The following is a 16351-nucleotide window of genomic DNA, read 5'->3' as shown; positions in this document are numbered from 1 at the left end:
ACATTAAGCACTTCGACCCATTTGAATGTGTGGCTACGACCCCTTCAATCGTAGCGGATTAAGAGTAATCGAACGAGAGGTTCGATGCGGATGGAGAGGGCTAGCTTGAATGAGAAATAACCATGTGTCGTGTCCCATGTCATGTGGAGATCAATGCGGATAAATCAAATGTCTCTATGGAAGCTTCCGCTGCTTGGAAGCTTCGACAAATGGGCTGTTGATGCGGAAAGAAAAACTTTTAGATCTGAACCGAATTTAAGGAAGTTGGAAAAATGAATAGGTTGTTGTATTTGATTAGTACTGGTTTGCTGTTTGCCTGTGGCGCGCTTCAAGCTGCGGAGAAGGTTCAGGGTAGACCGAATGTGTTGTTTATTGCGGTGGATGATCTGAATGACTGGGTGGGTGTGCTCGAAGGGCATCCGCAGGCCTACACACCCAATCTCGACCGGCTTGCTGAACGGGGTGTCTATTTCACGAACGCGCACTGTGCGGCACCGGTCTGCACAACATCGAGGCAATCGTTGTTAAGCGGACTCGCCCCAACCACGTCCGGATGGGTAAATGGTATCCCAAAAAATGCGGAAGAGTACGATCAGGTGTTGGCTGGCCGAAAGCCGTTGCCGACGCTTTTCCGGGACAACGGGTATGTGACGATGGCGGCTGGGAAAATTTATCACAAGGGCGTGCAGGATTTCAGTTATCCACTTTGGGATGAAACGCTTTCGAGTAACTATGGCTTCGACAAGTCGGGAGCATGGTATCGAAATAGTCATTTTAATCCGTTTCCGCCGGATGGCGGCGCAATTTTCCAGGCGAACGGGGGACGGGTGAAAGGCGACACTCTGTGTTGGGCCGCATTGGAAGATGATGAAATGCCCAAGAAGGGTATGCCCGACGAGCAGATCGCCGCATGGGCGGTTGAGCAGTTGGGCCAAAAACATGAAAAACCGTTTTTCATGGCGGTGGGTTTTTTGCGGCCACACAATCCCTATACCGCACCGAAGAAATATTTCGAACGGTACCCGTTGGAATCGATTAAGGTGCCCGAAGTGCCGAAGGATGAGCTGAACGATATTCCGCTGTACGGGAAGGCGATGATTTATGGAACGCTGCCGAAAGGCGACCACAAAGAAGTGCTCGACCTCAGCCCGACCTACTGGCAGGAACTCGTCCGGGCTTATCTGGCGTGCACCACGTTTGCCGATGATCAGGTCGGCCGGGTACTCGATGCGCTGGATGCGAGTCCCTATGCCGACAACACCATCATTGTGTTGTGGAGCGACCACGGTCAGCACCTCGGCGAAAAGCGGCATTGGCGCAAGCAGGCTCTATGGGAGGAATCCACACGGGTACCACTCTTTTTCTCGGTTCCGGGCATGACAACTCATGGAGATCTTCGAGATCAACCGGTGAGCCTGCTCGACATTTTCCCGACATTGACCGAGCTGTGCGGACTCCCTAAGCAGGAGCTCGATGGCGTGAGTCTCGTTCCGATGCTGAAAGATGACGATGCGGAGCGGGGCGCTCCGGTTGTGACAACCCGCTATCACGGGAATCATGCGGTGCGGAGCCTGGATTGGCGTTACATCCGCTACCGCGATGGATCGGAAGAACTTTACGATCACCGCATGGATCCAGGCGAGCATGTGAACCTGGCTTCGAATCCGGAATTTGCTGAGGAGCTGAAGACGCACCGGGACTATCTGCTGAATAACGAAGCGGCCGGGGATGCGGATGCTGATTTTCCAAAGGACAGTTACGACACACGGGTTGAGCAGTTTCAAAAAAAAGGCCTGCCAGACTGGCTGAAATAATATCATGACAATAAAAAATGCGTTAACAGCAGGTTTCGCTTTCCTGTTCATCGGATGGCCGCTGTCTTATGCGGCAGCGTTGGAGGTGAACGCCAAACGTAAGCCCGGAGACGAATGGAAGCCGTATGAAACCCGTACGGTTGCTTCACTGAGTCGCTATCGGGAAAAGAAAGTGAAGACGAATGACTTTGGAAGCCGGCTTGATCGTCGGCAAAAGAAGACAGGTTTTTTCTATTCGATTAAGACGAATGATCGTTGGTGGCTGGTCGATCCTGACGGGTATCTGAATATGAATGTAGCGGTCGTGTCCGTTAACATGGGAAAAGGTCCTACACAGAAAAAAGCGTTCCAGCGCGCATTCGATTCAGAAGAAGAGTGGGCGAATAAAACGGTCGAGTTGCTCAGAGCGAATGGATTTAACGGCACAGGAGCCTGGTGCGACGATGAGCAACTCAAAGAAGCGAAGAATCGGGTCAACTATTGCGTCAACTGGAAATTCATGTCCACGTTTGCAAAAGGGCTTACCAAGCGGGGATCGGGCCATGTTGATTTTCCCTCGGACTGCATTCGCGTATTCGATCCCGGGTGGGAACGTTTTTGTGAACGTCATGCGAGAACGCAGCTTGCCGAGGTTAAAAACGACCCTCATCTGTTAGGACATTTTTTTGACAATGAGCTTCCGCTGAAGCCAGGAATGATCGAGCGCTATCTGGACTTGCCGAAGGATGATGCCGGTTATCAGGCGGCTCAGAAATTCATGGTGTCCCGCAAGGGAAAAGGGGCCACTCTCGGTGATCTAAAGGACGCCGACCGGGATGCATTCGATGATCTTGTCATCGAAAAATATATGGGCACAATCGCTCGGGCAATCCGGAAGGTGGATCCACACCACATGCTGCTCGGACCTCGTCTCTACTCCAGAAATGCTTCGATGGATGTTATTGGAAAATATGTCGATGCGTTTGCATACAACCTCTATGGAAAATGGTCGCCCGCATCGAAGGCAGTAGAATTAGCGGAAGCCATCGGCAAACCTCTGATTGTGACCGAATTTTACGCCAAAGGATTGGATGCGGAGGGTTTGTCGAATGAGTCCGGTGCCGGGTGGTGTGTGCCGACGCAGGAGGACCGGGGATTGTTCTATCAGAATTTTGTATTAGACCTGCTCGAAACCAAAGTTTGCGTCGGTTGGCACTGGTTCCGGTATCAGGACAATGATCCGGGGAACACAAAAGTCGATGCATCCAACCTGAATGCCAATAAAGGAATCGTGAATAACGATTACGAAACGTATGAGCCGCTCGTCAGCAAAATGAAAGAGCTGAATTCTCACGTGTACTCGCTCATTGATTATTTTGACGATAGTCAATGACAGGTTAATTGATGACCCCTCTGTGCCAACATGAGTGAGACAACTTTGACTTTTTTCAAAGTTGAGGGCACGGAGAATTTGAATGACCGAAATTACTGGGTGAAGAAAAGCACTGGTAAAAAGTCCTGACACCTTTTCCTTCACATGACACCTTTTCCTTCACATGACACCTTTTCCTTCACAGCAGCACTGGTAAAGAGTCCTGACACCTTTTCCTTCTGCTGACACCTTTTCCTTCTGCACCTTTTCCTTCTGCATTTCACAGCAGCACTGGTAAAGAGTCCTGACACCTTTTCCTTCTGCACCTTTTCCTTCTGACACCTTTTCCTTCTGCATCAACGGCTGATTGGCAGGAAGCCTCTTTCCCATCACGAAGAACTTGGCTCATAAACGCCCAAAGAACAATCGCAGTGGAGTAGGTGCGACCAAAGAGATTGTGATGTTTAGCAAACACTCTCTGGATTCTTGTCTCGGACAAGATATCGACAAAGGGCAAACCTGGGCAGGAAAGAAATCCTGCGACGGTCGAGGCAAAAGTGAAGCTGCCTTTGACGCTCGGATATCGTATACCGGACATAGAAAAACCCTCCCTGGTCTCGTTCTGGCAAGAGCGACCGGGGAGGGCTTTCTAAATCATGAAGCCTGGGAGGGCTTCGCCGCAAGATCAACGATGCGACAGTCTGAAATCTAAAGAAATGAGCAGCCTGCCGATAGGCAGCTTATGCGCTGACTTGACTTCCAAAGGAAAACGACTGTGCCATTCGGGGCTGGCCCCTGATCAGTCCGAACTTTTACACTAATCGTGAATTAAAGTTGTCTCACTATCGTTGACACGTTCCGCCGAGCAATGGGCGAATTTACTATCGATCATCAGCGAGCTAAAAGTGAGGGACCGTCCTGGACAAACAGAACCTCGAGTACTCAAACGTAGAAAGAAACAATACAATTTGATGACAACACCAAGGAACAGAGCTGCAAGTCGTTATGCCTCCGCGGCTTAAGGCGTAAGCCCGTGCCATTCTTCTAATGGACCGCCTTGGGATTTGCCAACGAGGAGCCAACCTTACGCAAATCGATCGGTTTAATACCGAGTTTTTTGGCGGGCGAGCCTGTCTTAAAACGATAGTGCCCTTCCTTCATCGCTTCTTCATCAAACATGGGATCAGCGTATAATAATTTCACGGAATCCTCGCCCAGCGTCACAGACTGCCCCGTGAACAGATCGCTGCCGAGCTCTGCTTTGGGCACATACGGTTCACTCGTGTTTTCCGTGAAATAAATCGAATCTTCCATTTTAGGGAGGTTCTCATAAAAGGGCCGATTGGTCGCACGACCATCTGTTAGATAGAGACCATTGCTCGACTTGGAGGAGGCCGGTGGCATAAAGATATTTCGCTGCGGCAATGATTTTTTTGTGCCGCCCACCCACGCTGGCAAGGTGCTCCCGCGCAAAAAGGTTTCCGTAAAAATGAAGTTATTGATGACATCCGCAGGCCCCTTGAGTCCCATCCCTTTCTCCGATTCCGAGATCACGTTTTCCCGGATAATGGTGAAGCTCGGGTTATCATCCAGGCGAATGGCGCCCGCGGTATCATAGTTTTCGTGCAAATAGTTGCGCTCCACCACATTATTCTCGCCCATGGCGGAAAAATAGATCGCATTGCCGTCGTGCAACTCCAGAAGCGTGCGTGATATATCATTCATCATGATGTTATTTTCACGGGCGTGTATCAACGGAAGAAAGTGCTCGATGCTGTTGTGCCGTCGAGCGGCCAGCCCCTTTTGAATATAGGGGTCACACTCCTCGACACGAATCGAAGAAACCCAGGCACGCTTGAAAGGGATCCGCTTCACGAGGTAAAACTCATGAGGTCGACAGCCGCTCACAACAATTCCGTTGTAGGGAACGTCCTGGATCGTATTGTGAGAGATTTCGTTGTGCCCGCTTTGGGTAATGAATATCCCGGGGGCATGCAATAATATTTGACCGATATGGTGGATGTAATTGTCATGAACAACGTTATATTTATTCACATCCTTTGTCCCGGGACCATAGCCACTGAGCACAACCCCACCCCCACCGAGATACTTCAGAAGGTTGTTGGTAATGATGATTCGCTGACAGTGCAGATCCATGCGAATGCCCGTGCCGCTACTTGACTTTATGGTGCAGGATGCGACACCGCAGTCTTCCGCAAAGCGGAACCGAATCACCGCATTGCCCTTGTCATACATTTCCCAGTCGTGTTGCAGTCCTTTATCCCCTTCCTCAATTTCATCACGCGCACCCTGCATAAAGGTCAAGCCCTCGAAATTCAGATGCTTTGCGAATGGACCGTCTTCTTTACCCTCGACCCGAATGAACTCCCTGAGATACGGCGCAACCACATTCATGTTGGCAATATCCTTTTTCGGCCACATGTAGATACGACCTTCTTGTGTATTCACCACCCACTCGCCTGGTTCATCCAGATAGTCGATCGCGTTCATGACCCGATATTTCATACGAGGATTTCGTGGCTGGTAAGCCGGATCCACTGAAAGGCGTGCAAACTTCTTTTCCAGATCGATTTTCTCCAACGAAATCAGGGTGACTAACCAAGGGCGGTCTTTTAGCTTGAGCTCGATATCCTGGGGATTCTTCCAGTCCCTAATATCATTCCCACGGAAATAAACATCGCGATCAAAAGGCTCAACGGGGTCGCCCTCATACTCCAGCGAGCCCGTTACGTTTTTACCATCCGAGTTGTAATCATTTCGCTTTTTGATGTCTTGGTAGTAACAGCTACCGGAGGTCGCACGTTGAAGGAGCTCCTCGCCATCATAGAGTGATCGAATGTACCAGTCTTCGCCAATATTCTTGGGAATCTCAGCGACCCAAAGATTACCCTTGGCTTCTTCAGATACACCTTCGGGATAGGTGGACATTTTTTCCCATCCAGTAATTGGAACCCCGCCGGTAAAGACAGGCTCCTCGCCGGGGAACGCTTTATAGGTGACAGGCGCCCCTTCTGTCCCGGAATCCTCCAAACCATACACAACGGTCTTTCGCAAAGGATAGGTACCACCTTTAATCAACACTTCAATCGCTTGTCCGGGGTGCTCCGTCTTTATTTCCCTGACTCGCAACCGGGCCTCTTCTAGAGTTGAAATCGGACCAGCGGGACTGACAATAAGGGCCACCGGATCGGATGCCGCCCCACCCAAATTCTCAGAATCCATCTCAACTGCCATTGCGGAAGTAGCCGCAATCAATAATGCCGCAAAACCGGCCATGCACTGTCTCATATTCGTTTCTCCTATTGGAAACCTATTTAGAATATACTCACTTGTCGTTCACCCGGCGATGATCCAACGGAATGCCCGATTTGGTAGTCGCCAAAAATTCATCCGTCGATCGATTGGTCGAGCTTTACACAGCACACGTACCACCCCGAAAATTGGACGACTCAAATGAAATTCAATCTAGTGAAACCGATGGGTCTGACTCAGCATCAACATACAGCTCAAGTTCCTTGATGGTCGGGCCATCTGTCGCCTCGGTAACCTGTAAACGGAACTTGGAGCCTGTTACTGCGGGGAAATCATACGTCTTATTTGAACTGGGGTTTCCACCGACAAAAATGGTTTCCCAACTCTCGTTATACACCTGAACTTTATAGGAACGAATGCGGTCATGATACTCTACGATTTTCACGCCGTGCACCGTTACGGTTGAGTCGAATTCCACCTCGAGCCAAGGGGTCGACTCACCGGTTGAAGCCCAGCGCGTTCCGAGGTTGCCATCGAAGGCCTTCTGTGCCGAATAGCTCGAGCTATGCGTACTGCTTGCACTCGCGGTTACGGATTTCTTCTCCGCGATATTCAGGTCCGTAGAAATCTCGGGCAGAATGGGAATACTGCTGCCAATCACCTCGACCTCTGCAAGGCTTAGCGCATTTTCACCGGCCAACTGAACCTTGATCGTTCTGCCGATTGCACCACCGACCGCTACGGTTGTCGGCCGTTCCGCCGGTGCGGTCTGATGGCTAGACCAGACTTCAACCTGATTGCTGTCCAATACAGAAATCGTATAACCACCGAATTTAGCTGCAGCATCGGCACCAATTGCGTTCCAGATTTTGATATCACCAATGATGTAATCTGACCCAAGGTCCACCTGCCACCATGCATTCGCCTCGCGATTAGTGCAGGTTACAGAGGCATCGTCCTTCTTGCCGCGGGTCTCGCCATCAATCGCTCGACCGGGCCCTGCGTCCTGGGCTGTACTGGACTGTGTTGCCGCCTTATTCAACGCAAGATTGTAAGGAACGGGAGCAACGGACTCTTTCGTTTGAACCACTTTCTTTATGGTTCCGTCGTCATTGTAATGCAAGCGATCAACGCACACAGACCGTCTGCAACTAATGTCACTCAACGCGATGTTATGATAGAAAATGTACCACTTCCCCTTGAACTTGACGATTGAGTGATGATTGGTGGCGCCTCCAGTAACCTCAGCATCCATTAGAACCCCGCGATAGGTAAAGGGCCCGGTTGGGGAAGAACTGGTGCAGTAGACAATCGGTTTTTGCACACCGCTAGCATAGGACAGATAATAGACCCCATTTCTTTTATGCATCCATGGACCCTCATAAAAGTTGGGCAGTTCTACGTGCGTTACTCCGCTGTGACTCTTCATGTCATCATTCAGTGTCACAAATCGTAGGTGATGACCGCCCCAATACAAATAGGCCTGTCCGTCATCATCAACAAAACAGGCCGGATCGATTTCATCCGTCCCCTCAATATAGGATCCCGAGTCTGTAAAAGGACCAGCAGGAGAATCACTGGTTGCAACCCCAATTCTGTTCTTATTCTGCTTATCTCTGACTGGGTAATAATAGTAGTAGGTGCCATCTTTATAGGCACAATCCGGAGCCCATAAATGGCCACTGCGGGCCCAACTGATATCATCCGTATGCATGATCTGACCGTGGTCAGTCCAGGTGATCAGATCCTCTGAAGAAAACACATGATGCCCATTCATCGAACCATAGCTCGTTGCATCATCCTGATCATGGGAAGGATAAATCCACATCTTGCCGTCTTCCCAGACATGCGCTGATGGGTCTGCGGTAAACATATGAGTGATGATGGGGTTCGCCGCAAAACATTGCACCGCCAGCAAAGATAACAGCATGATTGTCGAACAGCTCTTTATCAATTTCATGGTGACTCCACTCCAACTTTTACCTGTTTTGGGATGATTTTGAATGCGTTGGTCTGATTTCCGGGTGCCGCTTCTTAACAGCGTTTTATTGGGCCAGTAAACGCTTGGCCCGAACACCGAAATCTCTGCGACCCGCCGCGGCGTTTCGGGTATAGCCTGACACACCGACCAATTTGAAGTGCCGTGCCTTGACCTTGTCCAAGGAGGCCTTGTCCAAGGAGGCCTTGTCCAAGGAAAAGCTCTGCAGCTTATCGGGGTCCTTGAACTTGTCCTGGATCAGTTTCATCCCGATGGAGAAGTAGCCGTAGGTCGGGTCTTTCCATGTCCCCACACGCTCCTTCGACAGACTGTCGGCAGCGACTCCATTGAACGCTGGGGCGTCTTCGGTGTGGTTGGAGTACCGGGCCAGGATCTGTTGCTGTCCGTTGATAAAGAGTGTTTCGAAAATGAGGCTGTCAGGCACTTCCGCCATGACTGGTCTGGCGACTAAGGTTGACATCAGCATTGATGCAAACAAGGCACAAGCACGTTTCAGTTGGCGGTCGGGGATCATCATAGAAGGAGAATTCTCGATGCTGATTTTCGGATCGGATTGAATGTCTATGCCCACGATGCTAGATAGAATTTTGCAAAATTACACCTTAGCGGTATGCTTTTCTATTGCGATGCGATCGCAGTTTTGTTCATTGCAAAAATGATGTCAGGACGAATACTGCTCGGCCTATTGTTGCATTATTGGGCTTCAAGCGTCATGAAAAGCGGGCGGGTTGATCGTTTAGGGGGGATAGCGGAATACGCTTGCGATATTTATCTCGATTGCGTATTTTTTTTGCTCCGTTTTTTGCTCCGGCGTCGCTAAGAACTTCGGTCGGTGCGAAATGTTCTTAGCGAGCCGTTGTTTTTCAATTTCTTCTTTGGTTTAAATTTTTCGACATGGGCTTTCCTGCTGTCGAGTTTGACCAACTACAGCTCGCTATCCGTGTCTTCCTGAGCCTGTTTCTGCATCGCTTTATACTCGGCGATTTCGGAGTCTGTCGCTGACTCCGTTACAATGGACGGCCCTGGCTTTCCACAACCGACCAAGGCTGTCAAAGTGCAAAGCGATAATAACACGACCGAAATGCGAATACTCATACTCATGAAATACTTTTTTTGGGGTTAGAGGTTTGCGCAACCAGAAAACACGGAAGACCTAAAGATCTTCCGTAATGGCTATTATTCAAAGTTCTTAGGGCAATGTTCCGGGGAACCTTACAGTTCCGCTTCGATCGTTTCCTTTGACGCGCGTGTTCCGAGCGCGCCCCAAAGTCCATAGGGGCTTTTCGATCCAGCTTTATTGTTGTTCGCGGCAGTACCTTCCAACCAAACATTACCATTGGATGAATTTCCAGCGTCAATCGAATCGGTGATAAATTTGACTGCCCCATCACCCATCAGGACATGACAACCACCTTGGTGCTGACTTGACATGGTTGCGGTAATCGTCGTGTCATCGAAATTATGCCCACCGCAGATTTCCGCATTGGGCGGGAGGATGGTCATGCTGGATGAGAAGACCGACGATGCATCCGCCCAGCGGAAACCGCGGCAGAAGGCACTGCGATCAACGGTGCCACTCCAGAATCGAGGGCTTTCGGGATTGATCCAGCTCCGGCAGGCGAGAGGATTGTCGCGTAAAGCTTCCAGTGTAGCGTTGTTGCCACCTAAATCATCATTGGGAACCGATCCTCGAGTGTCATTGTCACCCAAGTAACTAATGATTTCGCCCATGGCAATCGTATTGGAGAGTCCATCTGAGCAGCCTCGGAATCGGGTGGTATGAAACAGAACAAAAAGGCCACGTTGCGCCGCACGAAGATGTTCTGCCGATGTTTGGTCGCTTCCGTCATAATCGCTATGCCGGTACACCGTACTGAACCAAGTCGAATCTCCCAGGCATGCCGCGTAATTTGTTCGGCCTAAACCGGGCAAACCTGTCCCTGGGTCACTGGGGCACCGTAGCGCGGGAATGTTGGTCACCCAAGGCGTGTAGTCGATTGTGCCCGGACTCGGCCCCATGGGGCTCCATGGGTTTGGTGTACCGCCAGGGTTTGCTAGCGGGTTGCTGATCTGTTCCCAAAGCGATTGCTGTTCCATAAATGGCATGATCCCCACCAACATGCTCAGAACATTGTTATTGTCCATTAACTCGTCAGCATGATGTGCGCTTCGCTCCGGTTGCGGTTGCCGCACTCTCCCATCCGTCCCAGAGCCGTGAGTTGGAAGCTGATTGTATGCCGAGTGGTAGTTGTGAATCGCCAAGCCGATTTGTTTGAAATTGTTGCTGCAACTCATTCGCCGAGCCGCTTCGCGTGCAGCCTGCACCGCGGGTAGAAGTAAGCCGACGAGGACGCCAATAATGGCGATGACGACTAGCAGCTCCACTAGCGTGAAACCAGTCGCTCGATTGTTCGGGATTTGGGTACGCATGATTGCACTCCAGCAAAAAAATGACAGTTCAGTGAAATAGGAAACGCACTCTGGTTGGGGGGCAGGAGTGCCTTAAGAGATGGCACTTTCGCCGAACAACACGCCCTGAGGTACGTGAATGGCACCAAACCCCGCTCACAAGGTTTGGTTGGCTTTTTTATTATAAGGAATAGGGCAGGAAAAAGGTAGATTGGACATCGAAAACTTCAGAATGCTAAAAAACTTTTGACGGAGCGGCAAAACGGGCTTTATACCGAAATGGAGCGATTTTGAGTTTCGTCGAATTTGTAAGACCGGGGAGCCTATCAAATGTCAAATGTGACAAATGTCACATGTGGCGGGGGTAGTTTTGGAGCCTCGTCACGCTGTAAGGCACACAAACAACGTCCATCGACACCGAGGGCATCGACATGGCATCCGCCATAATCACAAGCCCGTGTACAAAGCGTGACGCTCTGTCAGCAGTTCAAACGCCGGATAAGACAGTGTGAGGCTACTGAGCTTCGGATATCTACCAGGGTGGCGAGACTGAACCACACCATGCTGACCGAGAAGTGCCATCGGCAAACAATTCACTGGACTTTGAGTTCCAAAAAAACGACCCTATGGGTCGTGCCGCTGTCGGTTCGCGCGCATGTCAATTTTCAAGTTTGACCATGACCGTGCTTTGATCTTCCTCTACCCCTTTGATCTTTCTCGATTGCACTGGCACCCTTGGAGCTTCCCACATCCGATCCCAAAGGGGCCAGCGCGCCCGTCGGCTCGAGTGTGCCTACGGAGGCTGACCAAGCGGCAGGCAGTACCACAGTGAGTGCTGTGTCGACAAGCCAGTGCGCTGGCATGCGAGAGGTCATCGAAGAGAAACTCCGTCACGGTATGACCGCCCAGCGGATTTTTCAGGACCTGCAAATCGAGCATGCCGTCGAGGGTAGCTACTGGAGTGTTCCTCGCTTTGTCAAGAAACTTCGCATCGAGAAACAGCAGGCCTATGCTTTTTAGATTCCTCACCTTTGCTGTTAGCTGTCATTCAAGTCGTTTAGTTCTTGCTTTCAAGAGCACCAACATTCACTTGGCCATCATCAACGGATGACCTGAGCAGGTCCTCGCCTCCGCTATTGTCGATGGTAAGCCCAGAATCCACACCGGGAGATCCTGACCTAAGCCGATACCCGTCCAGCGCAGCCATGGTTTTCAGGTCGATATCCGTCCCCGCTGTTCCGGGGTCCACAAATTGAGGATCGCCCACAATGGCTTGATTCTCGGATGGGTGCGGCTCGATATTGTAGTAGAGATTGTTGCGGAAGACCGTATTGATCCCCACTGCGTTCTCACCCCACTCCCCTCTACCTTCAAAATAGAAGATGTTGTTTTCAAAACGAGTGTTAATGGGCGTGCGACCGTTAACAAACACATCGACATCTAATCCCTTGCGCACGAAGTGGGTGTTGTTATAGATGTGGACATTCTCCGCTTGCCGTTCTCGTTCGAAGCCATAGAAATAGATGCCTTCGCGATCATTCTGGCTGATGTTGTAGCGAATCACCACGTTACGGGTGGGACGTTTCATGATCCCACAAAACCAGTTGTTGTCGTGGCTATAGTTGTACTGAATAAAGGTGTCGATACAGTTATAGTCTGCGTCAAAACCACCGCGATCGATCCCTCCCTCGCCGGTGTTGCCATAGGCTTCGTTATACTGGATCTTCATGCCGTCGGTATTGAAGCAGAAAATGCTGTGCCCGGTACTACGGCGACTGCTGTGGGCCAGAGTGTTGTACTCATAGACGGCATCCTTGCTGACTCGGCCAATGACATTGTTCCGCCCCGTTATGTCCACGCGATTGCCTGCGACATAGACACGCGTCCAGAGATTTTGGCTGTCGAACCCTTTGTCTAAGAGCTTTACACTTCCGCAAGACGAATCGTTCCCGATGCCGACTCCCCCAACGTGTTCGATTCGGTTGTTGGTAATGCGCAGATCATCAAATTTAGAACGGCGGAGCTTTTTGATATGCACATGGATCCCACCCCGTCGTTTTCCGGCCACCATTCCATTGACATGATGGATGTAGCAGTCGTCAATATAAACGTGCTGAAAAACTCCCTCCTTACCGTCGGCCAAGACATAGATACCGAACAGTTCACCCTGATCTTCATCCGTCCCGTTCGTGTTGGTAATTTCCAGTCCCTGGATCTCCCAAAAAGACGGGTCTTTCAATAGAAGTCCCGCTCGATGCTGCCCTTGTGCCTGGATCACCGGACGATGTCCATCACCGTAGGCAGCGACTCTAACAGGCTGACCTTCATCGCCATCTCCCTGAAGGGTCAGCATGCCCGTGAAGGTCACCCCACGTTTCAAGAGGACTCTGTCCCCCGGACGCATTTGTACCGTGCTGATCCGATTGAATTCTTCCTGCGAATCGACACGGTATTCACGCCCATAGCCGACACAAGATCCCGTCAGCACAAATAGGGTAACAATCTTTATATAACTCATTATCCTGTCCATCAATCATTCAATTGGTTGATTCGATCACTGCTGCTGAATCATCGCGAAACGACATCGGGCAGTGTATTTGCATTGTGTTGCATTGCGCTCTTTTGCAGTACGTGTCGAATTATAGGAATCGCACGTTGCAAATCCGTTTGTCAGCGGTTTGTTGTGATAAATTCCACATCAAAGTTGCCCTCCGGAATTTGTATTTGGGACCAATTTGGACCAGCACCGACCGTTGGCACGGTATTTCCATCGAGAAGCACGGCAGAGATTCCCGGATAATAAAACGTCGCCAACGTTCCGGAGGAAGAAATTTTCCCCATTGGACCTTTCATATAGACTGCAACGGGTTCATCCGCTTGAAAACCTGTTGGAATGTCCTGTCCTGATTGAAATGATTGACCCTTTGCAAAATAAGAAACCAGCTCTCCTGCTAGTTTTCTGTAAACGACATTTACACCCTGAAAAGATTCCGTTTCATTTGTCCCAGAGGCTGTACCTCCAGAAGTGAGAGCAACATCTTCAACGCTTCCTTGAGTAATTCGACAGCCTGAATACGCACCGCTTATGATCTGGGTCATATCGCCGATCGCATGGTCTTGATCTCCTGGAAAAAGCAATGTCAGAATGTCGGCTTTTTGATTGGCTGTCGGATACGTGTTATACAGGTACTCAGCCCGATAATGGCGTCCTCTCATCTGATTAACCATTTCTTTCTTTTCGACAGAGCTTGGCGTGGTTCCCAGGAAGGTGTCCAAGCTTACTTTGTTTTTACTATAGAGCACCGGACCTGATGCACCCTCTTTTACCTTGAGTTCTGAGCGGTAGTGTTTTTTGTCCTCAACCGTTTTCACGATGGCTGTGTTGGGATGCCAAACGATATTGATCTCTGCTCCGGGGGCATCGGCTGTTACATGGTCCATAACGACATAGTATCCATTTGCACCATCGGCAGCCTGTACAAACACGACATCTCGGAAGTGCTCTCCTTTGATTGCCGTTTTGTTGGATGCCCTGAAATATTCGATGTCGGTACCAACGATCCCCTCTGTTATTCCATTGCCAAACTTACTGCTGTGTTTCTCCCCGTCGACCATTAACACGTTCCCGGATTCAGAGTTAAACTTTATGAAATCCCACGAACTTGTGAGCCCTTCGGCTGAAACGTCGTTATCGGGACCATCATATCCAGAATTTCTCAAAATCCTTTCGCCATATCCTGACAGCCCAATCGAATTGGCTTCGTATTGAGCATGCCAGTCTACTTTTTCAGTCATGGACAAAACGCTTAAGTACAAAGCATCTTTCGATTGAATATTTCCGATCAACGCAGCGTAATTATCAAAGATTCTGCTGGGAGCCATCTCTGCATCATTAAGATCGATCTCGATGGGGGTGTTTTTAGAAGCAGAACCTGCCATCATAACATAGGACAATAAATACCCCGGAAGTGTCGCTGCCCCCTGTGATAATCCCGCTTGTTCTTTCAGCTTCCACATCGCCCATTTGTATGCGTCTTCGGAAAAACGGGCAGCCCTTGCAATTGTAGGAGTCGATATTTCAGAACGGTTTATAGCCCAGGGAATTCCAGATCCTCGGGTGTCACCATAAAACATATTCGCTCCAAATGGAGCAGACGCGTAGCCATACATAAACTCATGCAGGTTACGCAGCCCTGGGTTGCTAAAATATTCGTTGTATCCCATGTATTCCATGAGATCAAAAACTGAATTCTTAGCACCGCGTCCGATGTGATTGAATCTCCCGATGACGTAGCCATTTCCTGCAGGAGAATAACCATCTGGAAAAAAATGTATGGCTAAATCTTTATCGTATTGCTCCTTTGCGGCTGCAAAGTTTGCGGCATCATTCGCATATTTGTACCACATCATCCTCATCGCTATACCATGTGGTTTCCATCGCGTTGTAACCAACTTAAATATCTTGTCCTTTAAGTCGTACTCGTAGCTTGCAAGATCTTTTTCATCGAGTTCATCGCGAATGACATCCAGAGCTAATAGTGCATGCAAGAGTTCGTGAGATGGAACCGAAGAGGTAGCTGCACCCGTTCCGATTTTCATCGTCCGGATTCTGGTTTCGAATTTCTTTTTAATGGCGTCGATATATTTGCTTTTGTTTGCCGGATCGAGAATGTATGCCAGAGCATTTGCTCCCATAACATCCCGGGTTTCTCCATCACCCCGATTGGCAATCGTAATGGCGCTGTTTTTCATGGCTCCATACATCTCTGAAGTGAGAGCCAGTTTTCTCCAGTATGGGTAATCCGCGGTATCGATAATGGTACCCGCAAACCCATGCGGAAGGGGTAGTATCAGATAGATAAACGAAGCCAAAAAAACGTTTAAGGACATTGAAGCAGCGAAATGTCTTTCAAACCGGCAGGTTGCATTTAATTGTTTACGACACATCATTATTTTTACCCGTAACTGATCGGAAATTTGATTTTGATGACCACCTAGGTTACCTGATTCGCAATCCCCATGACAGCTCCCAATCCAATCGCGCGTGTTTCATTCTTCGGCCGCATGGAATGACGATTCATTGGATAATACCCCAAACGTCGCACCGAGTTAAAAAAAGCATTTTACCATTCGTTCAGCGGCTTGATAGCCAAGTCATTCATGGAAACGCCGTCTTTGCATTGGGGGGAGACAGGTGGACGGCAATCGTTAGCGGTCCCTCGGTTTCGGGCAAACGGATGCCGACCATCGTTACCTATCGTTACGCGTAGAAACCTCTGCCTGGGCCAGCGATTTAAACGGAAACCAACACGGGGTCGATTGGCAATGGAAAATCGACGAAGCGAGAACAAAGCTTCTTTCCGTTTATCCCAAAATCAAGATATCACGCAGCACGAGTCCTTGGTGTTTGTTATCAACACAGCAGTGGTAGCGGGCTTGTGGATTGACTTCGTTGTAGAAAAAGGGGCCGGACACTACCGATTCGATGCCATGGACTTCCTGATA

Annotated in this window: 11 protein-coding genes; 3 read left to right on the top strand and 8 right to left on the bottom strand. The window is 49.7% G+C overall.

Annotated elements, in window-relative coordinates; all coding sequences use genetic code 11:
* The first annotated feature begins 272 nt into the window (after positions 1-272).
* A complete protein-coding gene (locus Q31b_RS22185) occupies positions 273-1814 on the top strand; it encodes a sulfatase (protein ID WP_146601825.1) in 1542 nt (513 codons plus the stop codon).
* Positions 1815-2103: 289 nt separating this feature from the next.
* Positions 2104-3186: an agarase gene (locus tag Q31b_RS22180; protein ID WP_146601824.1), complete on the top strand. Its 1083-nt coding sequence runs from the start codon at positions 2104-2106 to the stop codon at positions 3184-3186.
* A 259-nt stretch (positions 3187-3445) separates the two neighbouring features.
* Here the strand turns inward: Q31b_RS22180 and Q31b_RS22175 are convergent, their stop codons facing one another.
* The 6 genes from Q31b_RS22175 to Q31b_RS22155 form a co-directional block, all read right to left on the bottom strand.
* On the bottom strand, positions 3446-3763 hold the full coding sequence (locus Q31b_RS22175) for a hypothetical protein (RefSeq protein ID WP_146601823.1): 318 nt from the start codon (positions 3761-3763) through the stop codon (positions 3446-3448).
* Positions 3764-4209: 446 nt separating this feature from the next.
* On the bottom strand, positions 4210-6474 hold the full coding sequence (locus tag Q31b_RS22170) for a right-handed parallel beta-helix repeat-containing protein (RefSeq protein WP_146601822.1): 2265 nt from the start codon (positions 6472-6474) through the stop codon (positions 4210-4212).
* 172 nt (positions 6475-6646) lie between these two features.
* On the bottom strand, positions 6647-8398 hold the full coding sequence (locus tag Q31b_RS22165; protein ID WP_146601821.1) for a family 43 glycosylhydrolase: 1752 nt from the start codon (positions 8396-8398) through the stop codon (positions 6647-6649).
* Between the two features lie 85 nt (positions 8399-8483).
* Positions 8484-9008 carry a hypothetical protein gene (locus Q31b_RS22160; protein ID WP_146601820.1) on the bottom strand — a complete coding sequence of 175 codons (525 nt, stop codon included), beginning with the start codon at positions 9006-9008 and terminating at the stop codon, positions 8484-8486.
* Positions 9009-9361: 353 nt separating this feature from the next.
* The gene (locus Q31b_RS28565) at positions 9362-9538 is read right to left on the bottom strand and encodes a hypothetical protein (protein ID WP_197172039.1); all 177 of its coding nucleotides are present in this window, start codon (positions 9536-9538) and stop codon (positions 9362-9364) included.
* A gap of 111 nt (positions 9539-9649) precedes the next feature.
* Positions 9650-10867 carry a DUF1559 domain-containing protein gene (locus Q31b_RS22155; protein ID WP_146601819.1) on the bottom strand — a complete coding sequence of 406 codons (1218 nt, stop codon included), beginning with the start codon at positions 10865-10867 and terminating at the stop codon, positions 9650-9652.
* A gap of 714 nt (positions 10868-11581) precedes the next feature.
* Here Q31b_RS22155 and Q31b_RS22150 point away from each other — a divergent pair.
* Complete coding sequence (locus tag Q31b_RS22150; RefSeq protein WP_146601818.1) at positions 11582-11866, top strand: hypothetical protein; 285 nt, start codon at positions 11582-11584, stop codon at positions 11864-11866.
* 37 nt (positions 11867-11903) lie between these two features.
* Here the strand turns inward: Q31b_RS22150 and Q31b_RS22145 are convergent, their stop codons facing one another.
* On the bottom strand, positions 11904-13364 hold the full coding sequence (locus Q31b_RS22145) for a hypothetical protein (protein WP_146601817.1): 1461 nt from the start codon (positions 13362-13364) through the stop codon (positions 11904-11906).
* A 152-nt stretch (positions 13365-13516) separates the two neighbouring features.
* The gene (locus Q31b_RS22140) at positions 13517-15796 is read right to left on the bottom strand and encodes a hypothetical protein (RefSeq protein ID WP_146601816.1); all 2280 of its coding nucleotides are present in this window, start codon (positions 15794-15796) and stop codon (positions 13517-13519) included.
* Between the last annotated feature and the right edge of the window lie 555 nt (positions 15797-16351).

The organism is Novipirellula aureliae, from assembly GCF_007860185.1.
Classification (GTDB): Bacteria; Planctomycetota; Planctomycetia; order Pirellulales; family Pirellulaceae; genus Novipirellula_A; species Novipirellula_A aureliae.
The sequence above is the reverse complement of the archived record's forward strand: the minus strand, read 5'-3'. Positions and strand labels throughout refer to the sequence as shown.

Bases quoted from the DNA above. Each gene is read 5' to 3' on its own strand.
- Q31b_RS22185 (WP_146601825.1), top strand. From the start codon at position 273: ATGAATAGGTTGTTGTATTTGATTAGTACTGGTTTGCTGTTTGCCTGT.
- Q31b_RS22180 (WP_146601824.1), top strand. From the start codon at position 2,104: ATGAATGTAGCGGTCGTGTCCGTTAACATGGGAAAAGGTCCTACACAG.
- Q31b_RS22175 (WP_146601823.1), bottom strand. From the start codon at position 3,763: ATGTCCGGTATACGATATCCGAGCGTCAAAGGCAGCTTCACTTTTGCC.
- Q31b_RS22170 (WP_146601822.1), bottom strand. From the start codon at position 6,474: ATGAGACAGTGCATGGCCGGTTTTGCGGCATTATTGATTGCGGCTACT.
- Q31b_RS22165 (WP_146601821.1), bottom strand. From the start codon at position 8,398: ATGAAATTGATAAAGAGCTGTTCGACAATCATGCTGTTATCTTTGCTG.
- Q31b_RS28565 (WP_197172039.1), bottom strand. From the start codon at position 9,538: ATGAGTATGAGTATTCGCATTTCGGTCGTGTTATTATCGCTTTGCACT.
- Q31b_RS22155 (WP_146601819.1), bottom strand. From the start codon at position 10,867: ATGCGTACCCAAATCCCGAACAATCGAGCGACTGGTTTCACGCTAGTG.
- Q31b_RS22145 (WP_146601817.1), bottom strand. From the start codon at position 13,364: ATGAGTTATATAAAGATTGTTACCCTATTTGTGCTGACGGGATCTTGT.
- Q31b_RS22140 (WP_146601816.1), bottom strand. From the start codon at position 15,796: ATGATGTGTCGTAAACAATTAAATGCAACCTGCCGGTTTGAAAGACAT.